The 15,291-nt window shown below is 60.3% G+C and carries 14 protein-coding genes; 4 read left to right on the forward strand and 10 right to left on the reverse strand.

The window, feature by feature from the left end; translation table 11 throughout:
• Positions 1-33: 33 nt before the first annotated feature.
• The 4 genes from FGM15_06660 to sufS form a co-directional block, all read right to left on the reverse strand.
• Complete coding sequence (locus tag FGM15_06660) at positions 34-1,275, reverse strand: hypothetical protein (protein ID MBU3665543.1); 1,242 nt, start codon at positions 1,273-1,275, stop codon at positions 34-36.
• Between the two features lie 132 nt (positions 1,276-1,407).
• A complete protein-coding gene (locus FGM15_06665) occupies positions 1,408-2,154 on the reverse strand; it encodes a TerC family protein (GenBank protein ID MBU3665544.1) in 747 nt (248 codons plus the stop codon).
• A 17-nt stretch (positions 2,155-2,171) separates the two neighbouring features.
• Entirely contained in the window at positions 2,172-2,615 is a 444-nt protein-coding gene (locus FGM15_06670; GenBank protein ID MBU3665545.1) for an SUF system NifU family Fe-S cluster assembly protein, read from the reverse strand.
• Complete coding sequence (sufS, locus tag FGM15_06675; GenBank protein MBU3665546.1) at positions 2,615-3,844, reverse strand: SufS family cysteine desulfurase; 1,230 nt, start codon at positions 3,842-3,844, stop codon at positions 2,615-2,617. The genes FGM15_06670 and sufS overlap by 1 nt, the downstream gene beginning before the upstream one ends.
• Positions 3,845-3,968: 124 nt before the next feature.
• Between sufS and FGM15_06680 the strand changes: the two genes are divergently transcribed.
• Positions 3,969-5,768, forward strand: a complete 1,800-nt coding sequence (locus tag FGM15_06680) for a phosphoenolpyruvate carboxykinase (GTP) (protein ID MBU3665547.1) — start codon at positions 3,969-3,971, stop codon at positions 5,766-5,768.
• Between the two features lie 103 nt (positions 5,769-5,871).
• Here FGM15_06680 and hemB read toward each other — a convergent pair whose 3' ends face one another.
• Positions 5,872-6,855 carry a porphobilinogen synthase gene (gene hemB, locus FGM15_06685; protein ID MBU3665548.1) on the reverse strand — a complete coding sequence of 328 codons (984 nt, stop codon included), beginning with the start codon at positions 6,853-6,855 and terminating at the stop codon, positions 5,872-5,874.
• Between the two features lie 264 nt (positions 6,856-7,119).
• On the opposite strand from hemB, the gene FGM15_06690 reads away from it, so the two are divergent.
• The 3 genes from FGM15_06690 to FGM15_06700 all read left to right on the forward strand — a co-directional run bounded on the left by FGM15_06690 (position 7,120) and on the right by FGM15_06700 (position 9,011).
• A complete protein-coding gene (locus tag FGM15_06690) occupies positions 7,120-8,325 on the forward strand; it encodes a Fic family protein (GenBank protein ID MBU3665549.1) in 1,206 nt (401 codons plus the stop codon).
• Between the two features lie 66 nt (positions 8,326-8,391).
• Complete coding sequence (locus FGM15_06695; protein MBU3665550.1) at positions 8,392-8,622, forward strand: AbrB/MazE/SpoVT family DNA-binding domain-containing protein; 231 nt, start codon at positions 8,392-8,394, stop codon at positions 8,620-8,622.
• The gene (locus FGM15_06700) at positions 8,619-9,011 is read left to right on the forward strand and encodes a type II toxin-antitoxin system death-on-curing family toxin (protein ID MBU3665551.1); all 393 of its coding nucleotides are present in this window, start codon (positions 8,619-8,621) and stop codon (positions 9,009-9,011) included. Before FGM15_06695 ends, FGM15_06700 begins: the two co-directional genes overlap by 4 nt.
• A gap of 61 nt (positions 9,012-9,072) precedes the next feature.
• Here the strand turns inward: FGM15_06700 and FGM15_06705 are convergent, their stop codons facing one another.
• From FGM15_06705 to FGM15_06725, 5 genes are read right to left on the reverse strand one after another with little or no spacing between them, the layout of a single operon-like run.
• A complete protein-coding gene (locus tag FGM15_06705) occupies positions 9,073-11,694 on the reverse strand; it encodes a valine--tRNA ligase (protein MBU3665552.1) in 2,622 nt (873 codons plus the stop codon).
• A 54-nt stretch (positions 11,695-11,748) separates the two neighbouring features.
• Positions 11,749-13,002, reverse strand: a complete 1,254-nt coding sequence (locus tag FGM15_06710; GenBank protein ID MBU3665553.1) for a GAF domain-containing protein — start codon at positions 13,000-13,002, stop codon at positions 11,749-11,751.
• Between the two features lie 38 nt (positions 13,003-13,040).
• The gene (locus tag FGM15_06715) at positions 13,041-14,390 is read right to left on the reverse strand and encodes a chloride channel protein (protein ID MBU3665554.1); all 1,350 of its coding nucleotides are present in this window, start codon (positions 14,388-14,390) and stop codon (positions 13,041-13,043) included.
• Positions 14,387-15,100 (reverse strand): HAD family hydrolase, encoded by a 714-nt coding sequence (locus FGM15_06720; GenBank protein ID MBU3665555.1) that lies wholly within the window; start codon positions 15,098-15,100, stop codon positions 14,387-14,389. Before FGM15_06720 ends, FGM15_06715 begins: the two co-directional genes overlap by 4 nt.
• Positions 15,097-15,291: a hypothetical protein gene (locus tag FGM15_06725; protein ID MBU3665556.1), complete on the reverse strand. Its 195-nt coding sequence runs from the start codon at positions 15,289-15,291 to the stop codon at positions 15,097-15,099. The genes FGM15_06720 and FGM15_06725 overlap by 4 nt, the downstream gene beginning before the upstream one ends.

The following is a 15,291-nucleotide window of genomic DNA, read 5'->3' on the forward strand; positions in this document are numbered from 1 at the left end:
TTTTGGGGGTTTTGGGTTTTGGGGATTTAGATTTCACGCTTTTTTCTTCGCCTTCCGTTTTGCTTTGCCCTTCGGGCTGGGAGCCGGCGCCCCGGGCACGGGGATAGATTCCACGGCCGCCCGCAGGGTTTCGAGTTCGTAATGCGTATAGCCTTCATGCACGCGGTCATCAGCATGCCCCGTTAGGGCCTTGCGTGTGTCTGCCGCTACGCCGGCATTTGCCAGCAGGGAAGTTGCCGTGTGCCGCAGGCTGTGAAATGACAGCGTGCTAACCGTGCGCCCCGTGCGGGCCTTGTTTTCGGCCGTGTCCTTCACTTCATCGCCGGCGCCGTGGCGAATCACCACACCCATAACGCCGGCGCGTTCCATGATTTTGCGGAAGATTTGCGACAACCCCCGGCAGCCCCCGGTTTTACGTCCGTGCAGGTGGGGGAATATCGGCGCCTTGCCTATGCCGCGCGTTTGATTTTTCAGCCATGCAATGAAGGCAGGGTGCAGCGGGGTAGTTTGCTCCGCTTCGGTTTTCGTGGCAGCCGTCCGCAGCACACGGGCCGGCATATCAATCTGCCCCCAGGTGAGCGCGGCAATATCCCCCAGCCGCAGGGCTGTAGTGAGTCCGCAGAGTATGGCGCCGTGCCAGTCCGTGCCCTTCGTGGCGTCTAGCAGGGCTTCAAGCTGTTCGTGCGTGAAAGGCTGCCGACGGGCCGTGGATTTCGGCACGGTGTCCCGCACGGGCTTAATGGCAGCGCAGGGATTTACCGTCACGTAGCCCAACTTGCGCGCCGCTTCAAACGGGGCGCCCAGGGTTTTCCGTATGGCAAGATTGATTGTGCTCGCGGCCAGCCCGCGCTGCTGCAGCGTGTCGCGATAGCGCAAGATTTCCTTGGGGGTAATGCTCGCCAGCGGGGCACCATCCCGCTTGCCCAGGAATTCGCGGAAGTCATCAATCGTCCCCCGGTATTTTTCAAACGTGCCGCCCTTCACCGTGGCCTTCGTGTTCGCCAGCCATTCGCCCAGCCAGCCGCCGGCCGTGTGGAAATTCAAAGGCTCGCCCGTTGTGCGCTCGTAAAGTTCAGCCGCTACGCGCCGGTAGTGCGCTTCCGTGCTGTGCCCCCGGGCCATGCGTTCAAACTCCATTGCCACGGCCAGGGCTTCGGCGCGGTTCTTTTTCTTCGTGCTCTTGAAAAATGCTGTGCCGTCTGCAGATCGGAACGCTGCATACCAAAACGGGGAAGATTTGCCCTCCGTGCGGTGGACTTTGTGAACGCTTGCCATAAGGAAAGCATAAGAAAAGCATAACCGATACGGGTGTCAATCGTGTTTTCCGTGACAATCCTACAGAGAAAACGCCCCGCTAAACTTGATAGACTCGTATCGCGAGTTCGAGTCTCGTCACCCGCTCTCCCCTCACCTGTCTGCGCCCCCCTCCCCGATGCGCCTGCGATTCGCATCGTGCCGCATTTGCAGCAATTCGACAGCGAGCGCGAAACCCATCGGCAGATAAATGTAAGCCTTGGCCACGGGCTGATGAATTCCTTCCAGGAAAATGGTCACGCCGATCGTGACAAGAAAGGCCAAGGCGAGAATCTTGAGCGCCGGACGGTGGAGGATGAAGTCACCGATGGCCTTGGCATAGGCGAGGATGACGAGGAACGACACGATCACGGCAAAGCCGATGATAAGCAGGTTCGGCGTGAGCCCCACCGCGGTGATCACCGAATCCAGCGAGAAAACCATGTCGAGCAAAACGATCTGCACGATGGCCGCTCCGAAAGCGGAAGCTGCATGACCTCCCGCGTGTTCGTCCTTCAACTCGACCACGTGATGGATTTCTTTCACCGCTTTCCAGAGCAGGAACAGGCCGCCGGCAATCAGCACCACATCGCGCCATGACAGCGAAAAACCCGCGACGATCGGTTGCGTGAGCTGCACGAGCCAGAACGCGCCGGCCACGAAAATCAACCTTGCGACCAGCGCAATGACCAAGCCCAGCACCCGCGCCTTGTCGCGCTGATGCTGTGGAAGCCGGGAGACCACGATGGAAATGACCAGCACATTGTCGATGCCGAGCACCAACTCGAGCCCGATGAGCAGGCACAGCGTGGCAAGCGAATTGACCGTGAAAACGTCGGCAAGAAGAGAGGCAAAATCCATGGCGAGAGAGACGACTCCTACTCGGTGGTCACATCGCGCTGCCCGTCCAGCGCGGCTTCAAGCGCGCGCCAAGGGAGCATGGCGCATTTGATGCGGGCGGGAAATTTGCGAACTCCCGACAGCGCGGCAAGATCACCGAGGCCGGGCGGCGGCGATGCCTCCGAACCGAGCAGCATGTCGCGAACTTTCCCCGAGATCCCCCTCGCCTCGGCGGTCGTGCGGCCCTTCGTTTTGCCGGTCATGAGCGAAGCCGAGGCGCGCGAGATGGCACAACCTTGTCCCTGGAAGGCCACATCCGAAAGCCTCTCACCATCGAGGCTCACAAAAACTTTCACCTCGTCGCCGCAGAGCGGATTGCGTCCTTCTGCGCAGCAGGTGCACGAAGGAATCTCGCGGTAATTCCGCGGACGCTTGTTGTGGTCCAGGATAATCTCCTGATACAGCTCGGCCAAGTCGGACATCAGGCGAACATCTTGGCGATTTTCCGGACTGAAGCAACCAAGGCATCAGCTTCCTCGACGGTATTGTAGAACGCGAATGACGCACGTGCGGTTCCGGCAATACCGTAGTGGCGCATGAGCGGCTGCGCGCAATGATGCCCGGCGCGGATTGCAATACCATCTGCATCGAGAATCGTCCCGATGTCATGCGGGTGCACTCCGTCCAAAGTGAACGAAAGCACCGGCACTTTGCGGTCCACGTCGCCGTAGAGCTTCAGCCCGGGAATTTCTTTCAAACGCGGGGTCACATGCGCGAGCAATTCTTTTTCCGCCGCTTCGATGTGGCCGCTGCCGACCCGGTCGAGATAATCGCACGCGGCGGCAAGGCCGATGGCACCCGCGATATCCGGCGTGCCGGCCTCGAACTTTTCAGGCGCATCGCGGAACGTCGTGCCATCCTCGAATGACACACGGTCCACCATGTCGCCGCCCGTCTGATAGACCGGAAGACGCGCCAGCCAGTCGCCCTTGCCGTAGAGAACACCGATACCAGTCGGCCCGAACACTTTGTGCCCCGAGAAAACCAGGAAGTCGCAACCGAGCGCCGAGACATCGATGCGGAAGTGAGGGGCTGATTGGCACGCGTCGAGCAACACGACGGCACCGGCTTGCCGCGCACGGCAAATCATCTCCTCCGCAGGATGGATCGTGCCAAGGGCGTTCGACACGTGCATGAATGCGGCAATCCGCGTGCGCGGACCCAACTTGCGGCAAAAGTCCTCGAGGTCGATGCGGCCGTCAGGAGTGACATCGGCAACCACGATCCGCGCCCCGGTTTTCCGCGCCGCCATCTGCCACGGAACAATGTTTGCGTGATGCTCCATGCGCGTGAGCAAAATCTCGTCACCTTCGCGCAGCAGACATTCCGCGAGGCCATGGGCCACAAGATTGATTCCCTCGGTAGCCCCGCGAATAAAAACGATTTCGTGCGGATCCGCGGCACCGATGAAACGCGCAACGGTCGCACGGGCACAGTCGTAGGCATCCGTCGCCGCTTGGCTCAAATGATGCACGCCGCGGTGGATGTTGCCGTTGGTCGTCCGGTAGAATCCATCAACGGCATCGATCACCGCCTGCGGCTTCTGCGACGTGGCGGCATTGTCGAGATAGACCAGCGGATTGCCGTTGATTTCGGTGCGCAGAATCGGGAAGTCGGCGCGGATGCACTCGGTGTCGAACGGGCGATGCATCGGAGGAGCATAACATACCAGTTCCCCTTCCGTCGCGCACGGCGATGATCCTGAGGCACGCGCAGTCCAAACAAACTATTAGCATTGCTAATAAAAGAGCACGCGGGCAAAATTTTTGCCGAACATGAATCAAGCGCCTACCCAAAACAAAGACCTGCTCGCGTGGGTCGAGGAAATCCGCGAACTCTGCCAACCGAAAGAGGTCGTCTGGTGCGACGGGTCCAATGCCGAGGACAAACGCCTGCGCCAGCTTATGGTCGATTCCGGTTCGGCCATCCGGCTCAACGAAGCCAAGCGCCCGAACAGCCTGCTGGTCCGCTCCGACCCACGCGACGTGGCCCGCGTGGAAAAGCGCACATTCATTTGCAGCAAATCGAAGGACGATGCCGGCCCGACCAACAATTGGGAGGATCCGGCGAAAATGAAGTCCACCATGCTCGGCCTCTACAAAGGCTGCATGCGCGGACGCACCATGTATGTGATCCCGTTCAGCATGGGACCGGTCGGATCAAAGATCGCGCGCATCGGCGTCGAGATCAGCGACTCCCCGTATGTCGTCGTCAACATGCGCATCATGACACGCATCGGGAACAAGGTGCTTGATGCCCTCGGCAAAGACGGCTTCTACGTCAAATGCCTGCACTCGGTCGGCTTTCCTCTCGCCGACGGCAAAAAAGACGTGCCGTGGCCCTGCGATCCGGCCAACACCTACATCACCCATTTCCCCGAAGAACGCCTCATCATGAGCTACGGAAGCGGCTACGGAGGCAACGCTCTCCTCGGGAAAAAATGCCTCGCCCTGCGCATCGCTTCGGCCATGGGTCGCGATGAAGGATGGATGGCCGAGCACATGCTTATCCTCGGGCTCGAAACGCCCGACGGCAAAAAAAGCTATGTCACAGCCGCGTTCCCCAGCGCCTGCGGCAAAACAAATTTCGCCATGCTGGTGCCGCCCGCCGCGTTGAAGGGCTACAAGGTCACGACGGTCGGCGATGACATCGCGTGGATCCAACCGGGACCCGATGGCAAACCGCGGGCGATCAACCCCGAGGCAGGATGGTTTGGCGTCGCACCGGGAACGTCATACAGCACGAATCCCAACGCGATGGATTCCTGCCGCCGCGACAGCATCTTCACCAACTGTGCGCTGACCGATGACGGCGACGTGTGGTGGGAAGGAATGACCGACGAACCGCCGAAACATCTCGTCAGTTGGCTCGGCGAGGATTGGACGCCGGACTGCGGCAAACCGTCCTCGCATCCCAACGCGCGCTTCACCGCTCCCGCGGCCAATTGTCCGTGCATCGACTCCGAATGGGAAAATTCCGAAGGTGTTCCGATCGACGCGTTCATTTTCGGCGGACGCCGCATGAACGACATCCCGCTGGTCTTCGAGACGCGCGACTGGAACCACGGCACCTTCGTGGGCGCCACGCTCAGCTCCGAGCAAACGGCGGCGGCCGAAGGACAAGTCGGTGCGCTGCGCCGCGACCCGATGGCCATGCTGCCATTTTGCGGATACAACATCGGCGATTACTTCGCGCACTGGCTCAAGATGGGCGAGAAATTCGGCGCCAACAAACCGCGCATATTCCACGTCAACTGGTTCCGCAAGGACCGCAACGGCAAGTTCATGTGGCCCGGCTTCGGCGAAAACCTGCGTGTGCTCGCATGGATCGTCGGCCGCTGCCGAGGCCAAGCCGGCGGCAAGGAAAGCCCGCTCGGCACCGTGCCGGAATACGGGGATTTGCAATGGGAGGGCCTCGCCTATCCGGAGGCGCGCTTCGGCGAACTCATGGCCGAGGATCGCGGCAACCTTGCCTCGCAGGTGAAGTCGCACGACGAATTCTTCGCCCAGATCGGCGACAAATTCCCGTCCGCCCTGAAAAAGGAAGAGGAAAAGTTGCTGCAAAAACTGGCCTGACGCAGATCACACTCAGGCACTGCGGCGCGACGACACTCCGCTGCAGTGTTTTACGGACCTGTGTGCGTGAATCCGTCGCAGAAAGCGCGATCGAAAGCCCCCTTTATCCGTTCAACCGCTCGGCCACTTCGCGCGCGAAGTAGGTCAGGATCATGTCCGCACCTGCGCGTTTGATCGCCAGCAAAGATTCGTCTCGGCACTTGGCGTAATCCAACCAACCGGCTTTCGAAGCCGCGTGGATTTGGGCGTATTCGCCGGAAACCTGGTAGGCGGCCAAGGGAAGCCGCGTTGTTTCGCGGACGGCGCGGATCACGTCGAGATACGGACCCGCGGGCTTGACCATCAGCATGTCCGCGCCCTCGCGCTCGTCGAGTTCGACCTCGCGCAGTGCCTCGCGGACATTGGCCGGATCGAGTTGGTAGGTCGCCTTGGATATCGGCGTCGCCTGCGTGCTGCCAACCGCATCGCGGAACGGACCGTAATAGGCCGAGGCAAACTTGGCTGCATAGGCCAGAATGCAAGTAGTGATCAGGCTTTTGCTATCCAACGCCGCGCGGATCGCACCCACACGCCCGTCCATCATGTCCGACGGCGCCACGATGTCCGCACCGGCCTCGGCTTCCTTGACCGCAAGCTCGCACAAAATTTCTACTGTGGCGTCATTGTCTACGTCGCGCCCATCCGCCGTCAGCACGCCGTCATGGCCGTGGTCCGTGTAAGGGTCGAGCGCAACATCGGCGATGAGCACCAGGTCCGGCACAGCCGATTTCACCTCCCGCAGCGCGCGGAAAAGCAGATTGTCGGCATCGAGCGCATGGGTTCCCCGTGCATTTTTGCGTCCGGTATCAATCACCGGAAAGATTGCCACCGCCGGGATCCCGAGATCGAACGCCTCGCGACACTCACGCACCAGATCCTTCACGCTCCGCCGCTCCACCCCCGGCATCGACGCCACCGACTCATTCGCCGACCCCGCGCGGACGAACAACGGATAAATCAAATCCGCCACATCCAGGCGCACCTCTCGCACCATCCGCCGCAAACCCCCCGAGGCCCGGTTCCGCCGCATTCTTGTCGTCAATTGCATACGACTATTCCTACTACACCCAGCCCAACCGACCAAGACCGCGAAATCCATCACAACCACCCTGTTGACGTAATAACATTTGTTGCTACGCTGGACCCATTGCCTACGAACTAAAAGTCTGCAGGTAGCCTGGAAAAAGCGGAGGATCAGCATCTTCATTAATATCTTCGGATTTATGCGTTGTTTTTATGCCTTTTCATTGTTAATACGCTTACCATAAGCATATTATCTGCTTTATAAGATGTTCGGATATATTTTTGGAAAATGGACGTTTGCCGCCACTTCAATGCCATGGAGCCGCTTATGCCGACGACTCACGGGGGGCGCCTGGCTGAGCTGACTTGCGAGATTTTGAAAGAGTCCGGGCGGCTAGGCGGCTTGGTGCATTGCCCCCATGTCATGAAGGCTGTGGAGGATTTGGTGCGGGAGATGAATTGCTACTACTCGAACCTGATCGAGGGCCACAAAACGACACCGCGCGACATCGAGCGGGCGCTGAAACAGGATTTCTTCGCGGACAAGACCCAGCGCGACAATCAACAGCTCGGTTTGGCGCACATCGCCGTGGACCAATTGATGGTGGAACGCGTCTCGGACAAGGCCGTCGATGTTTATGCACCGGAGTTCCTGTGCTGGATTCACCGGGAATTTTACAACCGCCTGCCAGCAGACCTGCACACGTCCAAAACGAAAAGCGGCCGCGCCTACCAGATCATTCCCGGAAAGTTGCGGGATTTTATGGTCGATGTCGGACGACACACCCCACCGCATTTTTCCGTGCTCCCGGGATTCCTCGAGCGTTTCCGGCAATTCCACGTAAGCCATACCATTTTGCCGACAGACCGGCTGGTCGCCATCGCCGCCGCACACCACCGCTTGGCTTGGATTCATCCATTCGGCGACGGCAACGGACGCGTCGCCAGACTGCATTCGCATGCGTTGCTCATGCGTCACGGCATCCCAGGCCATGGATTGTGGACGCTATCACGTGGGCTGGCGCGTTCCCGCTCGCGCTACTACGGCGCGCTCGATGCAGCTGATCAGCGGCGAAAGAGCGACCTGGACGGACGCGGAAATCTCTCAGACTCCGCCTTGGGCGAGTTTTGTGTGTTCTTTCTCGAGACCATGCTCGACCAAATCCGTTTTATGGGCAGTTTGCTTGATCTGGGCGGTCTGCGCGCGCGCGTCGAACGCTACTTCCAATTCGAGACCCGACACATCAAGCGGCACCGCGAGGCTTTGATGCGAATCGTGCGCACGCTCATCGACGAGGGGGAAATTCCCCGCGCCCGCGTGCAGGAACTAACCGGACGGCGCGCGACGGTGTGTGCTGAAATCATCAAACTCGGCCTCGCCGAAGAATACTTCACGTCGCCCAGCCCCAAAGGCCCGCTGCGCATTGGCTTTCCGGCAGAGTTGCACGAATATCTGTTCCCGCAGCTATTTCTTGAACTGCCAGTCGGGTCATAGCCCGCACGCATCGGCAATAAGGTCCACCACCATTGACGTAATAACATTTGTTGCTACGCTGGACCCATGGCCTACGAACTAAAAGTCCGCAAAATTGGCAACTCCTACGGCATTGTGTTGCCGAAGGAAGCCCTCGCCACCCTGCGCGTGAAAGAAGGCGATACGCTAACGCTGACCGAGTCTGCACATGGAAGCATGAGCCTTAGCGCTTACCAGGCGGAGGTCTCACGCCAGATGGAGGCGGCCGAGGACATCATGAAACGCTACAGGCACACATTGCGCGAACTTGCCAAATGAAAGAACCGGTCTGGGTCCTCCGCGAGGTCGTTTTTCTAGCCCACGAACAATCGCTGGCGCGATTCGGCGGCTCTACCGGATTGCGTGATGAGGGTTTGCTCGATTCCGCTCTCGGCAAACCGCTCAATCTTTTTGCTTACGGACAACCCACAATATTCGAACTGGCCGCGAGTTATGCGTTCGGACTAGTAAAAAACCATCCGTTCATTGATGGAAACAAACGAGCAGGTTTCATCGTCGCGCTGACATTTTTGCAAATCAACGGATGGCGCTTGGAAGCTGCAGAAGTGGATGCCACCTTGAGCACCCTCGCCCTCGCCGCAGGCGAAATGACCGAGGCTGCCTACGCCGACTGGCTCAAGACCAATTCGAAGAAGGCAAAGAAGTAGCATCGGCATCTTGCCGATGACCTCCTGACATCATCGGCAGGAAGCCGATGCCACCCTGCCACTACAAACCCCCGATCGCCGCCTCGAGCTTGGCGCGTTTCGCACGCCAGTCTTCACCGCGTTTTTTGAAATTCTCGATAACCTGCGGCGGGGCACCTTGGACAAACGAGGCATCGCCGAGTTTGGCTTCCACCTTGGCGATCTCGACATCCACCTTGGCGATCTCGGCCTGAAGGCGCGCACGTTCGGCGTCCACATCGATCTCCAGTTCCAGATAAACCTCACCCAGGGGCGTCAGCACGTGCGGCATCTTCTTCGACGGTCCCGCCGCGCCCACTTCAACAACCGATGAAGCTTTTGCCAGCGCGCGAAAGACCGACAGGCCGAAATCCGCAAAATCGGAATTGCGCGCCAGATGCACGACACATTCTGCATTGGACGGAACTTTGAACTCCGCCCGCAATCCGCGCACTTCGCGCACGGCGTCATAGACCGCCTGCACCGCATTCGCCGCGCGGGCTTTTTCGGTCGCATCCATGGCCGGCAACGAATCCTCCGGCGGCGGTGCGGCGAAAAGAACCATCCGCGCACTCCCCTCGCCCTGCGCGAAACCGAGGCGCTCCCAAAGCTCCTCCGTGATATGCGGCATGAACGGATGCAGCAGGCGAAGATACCCGCTCAGCACATGGTCCATCACTGCGCGCACAGCATCTGCCGATTCGCCGCCCGCCGCGAGTTCCGCCTTCGACGCCTCGACATACCAGTCGCAATACGTGCTCCAGAAAAAGTCGTAGAGGACAGTCGCCGCCTCGTGGAAGTGGAAGTCGTCGAGTGCCCGACGATAAGACGCATGCATCGCGTCGAACTCCACGAGCACCGCCACGGAATACGGCGAAAGCTTGTGCTCCGCGAGCGGCTTTACCTTGCCGGACGCGCCCTGCATTTCGCGGAAGCGGGCGGCATTCCAGAGCTTGTTGGCGAAGTTACGTCCCTCTTTGATCTGATTCTCGTCGAAACGCACGTCCTGTCCGTGCGGAGCGATGCGCATGAGTCCGAAACGCAATCCGTCCGCGCCATATTTGGCCATGAGGTCGAGCGGATCGGGCGAGTTGCCGAGGCTCTTGGACATTTTGCGTCCCTTGAGATCGCGAATGATACTCGTGAAAAACACATTTCGGAACGGGACCTGGCCGGTGAATTCCAGTCCGGCCATGATCATGCGCGCGACCCAGAAGAAAATGATGTCCGGCCCGGTGACGAGGTCGTTGGTGGGATAGAACTTTTTCCGCGTCGCCTCATCCATCGTGGCAAACGGCCACAGCCAGGAACTGAACCACGTGTCGAGAACGTCCTCGTCCTGACGCCAGTTGTCCGCATCCGCCGGCGCGTCGAGTCCGACATGCATCACCGACGCATCGTCCTTGCGATACCAGACCGGAATGCGATGCCCCCACCAGAGCTGACGACTGATGCACCAGTCCTGGATGTTGGTCATCCAATGCTCGTAGATCTTCGCCCAGCGCTCGGGCACGAAGCGGATTTTGCCGGTGGTCACGGCTTCCAGCGCCGCAGGGACCTGCGGATATTTGAGGAACCACTGCTCGCTCAGGCGCGGTTCGATCGGCACGTCGGCACGCTCGCTATAACCGACGTTGTTTTCATAATCCTCGACCCGCACAAGAAGCCCCATCTCCTCCAGCTTCTTTGCCGCTGCTTCCCGCGCGGAAAAGCGTTCCATTCCGGCGAATTCCGGCCCCGCCAGCGCATTCAGCGTGCCGTCGGGATTCATCACGTCGATGACTTCCAAACCGTGACGCTGACCGATCTCGAAGTCGGCCTTGTCATGCGCGGGCGTGACCTTGAGCACTCCGGTTCCGAAAGTCATATCGATATGCGCGTCGCCGATGATCGGGATTTCCGCGTGCGGAAACGGACGCACTGCATGCTTGCCGACGAAACGCGCGTAGCGCGGATCGTCCGGGTGCACGGCCACCGCCGTGTCGCCCATCAAAGTTTCCGGCCGTGTGGTGGCGATTTCCAGAAATGTCCCGGGTTCCTCGGCCACTTGGTAGCGCATGACGTAGAGCTTGCCCTTCGCGGGCTTCATGATGACTTCTTCGTCGCTCAGCGCGGTCTGTGAAGCAGGACACCAGTTCACCATGCGCTTTCCGCGGTAGATCAGGCCTTTTACGTGCAGCTTGACGAACACCTCCTGCACTTGGCGCGAGTAGTCATCGTCCATCGTGAACCGCTCGCGCCCCCAATCGCATGAGCATCCGAGGCGCTTCAACTGCTTGATGATGATGCCCCCGTGCTTCTCTTTCCACGTCCACACGCGTTTGAGGAATTCTTCGCGGCCCAAATCACGGCGGGTTTTGCCTTCTTCTTTTCGCAACTGGCGCTCAACCACCGTCTGGGTGGCAATGCCGGCATGATCCGTCCCCGGCAGCCATAGAACTTCCTTGCCCTGCTGGCGTGCGCGCCTTGCAAGGATGTCTTGCAGCGTATTGTTCAGCACATGCCCAAGAGTCAGAACGCCGGTGACATTCGGCGGCGGGATAACGATGGAAAAAGGAGGCTTGGGCGACGCCGGGTCCGCCGTGAAGCAACCGCGCTGCGTCCATTCTGCATACCAGCGCTCCTCAACCGCGCCGGGTTCGTAGGCTTTGGAAATTTCGGACATCGAACCGGACATCATTCAAATTCCGGCCCGCCCTGTAAATCGCTTTCCCGCCATTCAACGCCGTCGCAGGGCCATGAGCGTGATGTCATCTGATCGCTCGGCGCTGCCGGCAAAGCGCGCAACCTCTCCGGAGACAAATTCCACAACCTCGGCAGCGGATGTCGGAACCAGACCGCGCAGGACAGAAAGCAGCCGCTGACTCGTGAACAAGTTTCCCGATTCATCGAGCGCTTCCGTCACGCCGTCAGTGTAAACGAGGAGCACATCACCGCGATCTAGAGCAGGGCGCCACTCCGCGAATTTGACACCGGGATCGAGTCCCAGCGGCGCGCCACCCACGGGAGCGAATTCCGCTGCACCCGCGGATACAAGGACAGGCGGGTTGTGGCCGCCGAGACCGCAGACGACTCCCCCCGAATCAACGTCCGCGATTCCAAGTATCATGGTAACGAAAAGGCATGCCTCGTTGTCGCGGCAGAGTTCGGCGTTGAGGCGGGCCAGAATCTCCAAGGGTGACAATCCGGGACGCGCCACCGCACGGAGCAAGGTGCGGGTCATGGCCATGAAAATCCCCGCTGCAATCCCTTTGCCCGAGACATCCCCGACCACGAAGCACAGCTTGCCCGGTTCGATGAAAAAGAGATCGTAGAGGTCGCCGCTGACGACATTGGCAGCTTCAAGGGCCGCATGCAGATCGATGGCGGGAGACTCCCCGTGCGCCGGGAATTTGCGTGGAAGGAGCCCTTGCTGGAGTTCGCGGGCAAGATCGAGATCGCGCTGAAGCGCGGCACGCTCGAGCGCGGCATTCTGCGCGCGAATCCGGCCGAGAGCCGCCGCGACGAGTCCGGCGAAGTATTCGACCAGTTGCTCGTCCTCGCGGGTGAAGAACCCGCGCCCAACAGGGTTCAGAAACTCGATCACGCCCAGACATGTTTCACCATCCAGCAGCGGCGCGGCGAGCAGGGCACGCGTGGTCCATCCCGTCGCAAGATCGGCCTCCTTGTAAACACGCGGGTCGCTGGCGGCATCATCGACCCTGACCACCTGTTTGCGCGACATCGCCGCACCTGCAATGCCACGGCCGGCCGGGACCCGCAGCGCCGCAAGTTGCGGTGCGCTCTCCCCGTGCGCGGAGTGAATGAGCAGATCGCCCGTTTCTTCGTCCGGAAGAAAGATGGAACAAGCCTCGACCCGCATCCACGGAAGACTGCGGGTGAGAATTTTCATCAACAATCCCGTGAGGTCCGATTCGCGGCTGATTTCGCCGGCGAGAGACAGAAGTCCGGAGTAATCCGCGTTGGCTGGCATGGCGCAAGACCTAACGCAGGAAGCGCCGAGGGCCAGATCTATTTGGCCCCCGGTTCGACAAGCATACCGGCCAAGCGGGAGTAAAACGGCTGCGGACAGACCCAGATGCTCGCAAACCGGGCGATGAACGCGGCCAACACGAGCGGCGGAAGAAATTCCCACGCCCCGGTCATTTCGACGAGCATGACAACCGCCGTCAACGGGCTCCGGGCTAGCCCGGTGAAAAAAGCGGCGATGGACAACAGAACCACAGCGGAGGGCGCAACTCCTCCGAAGGGAAGCCACCTTGCAAGGATGTTGCCCAGCCCGGCGCCGCAGGAAAAAGCAGGATCAAACAAGCCTCCCGGCGTGCCGGTCGTGAGGACGAGCAAAGTGGCCCCTGCGCGTTGCAGCGCATACCAGGGACCGATCCGCGAATAAACTTCGGCGTCAATTTCGGAACTGACGGCGCAGGCGCCATTCGACATTCCGCGGCCAAAAATCAGCGCGCGCGACTGCAAATGCCCGGTTCCGAGCGTTGAACCGTCCGACCAGAGCGCCAAAAGCGCGCAGACAAGACCGCATACCAAACCGACACGGACAGGATGCCGAAAAGCCGCACGGGAAAACTCCGGAAGCACGCGCAGGACAATCCGGGCAAAAAGCGCGCCGGCTAATCCGGCAATCGAACCGACGGCCGCTGCCGAAAGCCAAAGTGCGCTGCAAGCGTAGCCGGACGGCAACAACTCGCTGCCTGCAACCCGGGCAAAGGAAAAGTAATCACCCAATACCCATCCGCATAAAACGCACACCAGAGCAACCGTGAGAACGACCGGCACGAGATACCTGCGCACATTCCCTCGTCCGAGTTCCTCAACGGCAAAAACGATCCCGGCAAGGGGCGTGTTGAAAGCTGCAGCCAATCCCGCCGCCGCACCGGCCAAGATGAGGTTGCGCTCCCGGACCATGCCCGTCGCTCCCCACTTTCGCCCCGCCCACCGCATCAAACCGGCACCGGCTTGGACCGAGGGCCCCTCCCTCCCGATGGAAAACAATCCAAAAAGCCCGACGATCGTGAGAAGCAACTTGCCGGCGATCGCGGGCAGGCCCAAGCAGCGCTCCCGGGCAGGATCCGCGGCAGCCTCCAGGGCCGCGATGGTTTGCGGAACCCCCGACCCGCCGCTTTCGGGAAACACATTCCGGCGCAACCACAGGACAAGCGCCCAAAAGAGCGGCATCATGACAAACAACGCCCACCGTGCGTGCTGCCAGACCAGGAGCATCCAGCCGGTCGCGAGAGAGTCACAAAAGGCAAACAACAGAACCACGGCTGCCGTCGAAACGACCCCCACAAGCACGCCGGCAATAGCGCAGATCGACGGGCGCAGATTGGGCCGGCCGCTCGTCATTTCCCGCCGATCAACGCCGCGAGCACAGCGGCTGTGTCGGCCAAGTTCCCGAAAAGAAAGTCCGGACGGTGCGCAGCCAATTCCTCGCGCGAATAGTTTCCGGTCGCGATCGCCACTGCCACGAATCCGGCCGCCCGCGCACAATCGATATCACGCGGCGTGTCACCGATGACAAAGACGTCCCTGGCATCGAAGGAAATCCCGTGCTTTTCGACCGCTCGTGCATGGGCAACGGGCCCCAGCTTGTTGCGGTCCATGTGGTCGTCCGCATAAGCGCCGAATTCGAAAAAGTCCCAAACACCGTAGTGCGTCAACTTCAACTCCGCGCCCTTTTCGATGTTGCCGGTGAGCAAACCAAGCACGCAATCCTCGCGGGCATGCAAAGCCTCGAGCAAGGCCACAATACCCGGCAGAACCCGCCCTTCACGCCGCGGCAGCTCGAGCGCCAGGTGATGCACATAACCGTCGAGCAGGTCGGCGATGTTACCGGGGGTCTCAGGTATGCCGTGCGCGGCGAACATCTGCCTGACGATGGCCGAGTCAGTTGAACCGGCAAAAGAAATGGACGAAAGGTCGTCATCGACGCCGAAGCGCTCTTTGAATCCCGACCTCAGCGCGTGTTCGCCCGCGCGTCCGGTGAGGAGCAGCGTTCCGTCGATGTCAAAAAGGAAAAGCTTCTTTCGGCTGTCAGCCACATCTTTGCCGCTCATTGCCGCGCGGCCACTTCGACCATTCCGTCGGTGATGACGTTGCCCCGACCGACGCGGGAGCCTTCGACGGTCCGGGACGGAAGTTCAAAAATCAGCGCGACGTCGCCGCCAATTTCTTCGTTTTCACCACGCAGCGAGGGACGCGTCGGGAAAAGCCCCGGACATATCGCGGTGGCAGGAATCCTTAGCAT

The sequence above is a fragment of the Chthoniobacterales bacterium genome (assembly GCA_018883245.1).
Classification (GTDB): Bacteria; Verrucomicrobiota; Verrucomicrobiia; order Chthoniobacterales; family JACTMZ01; genus JACTMZ01.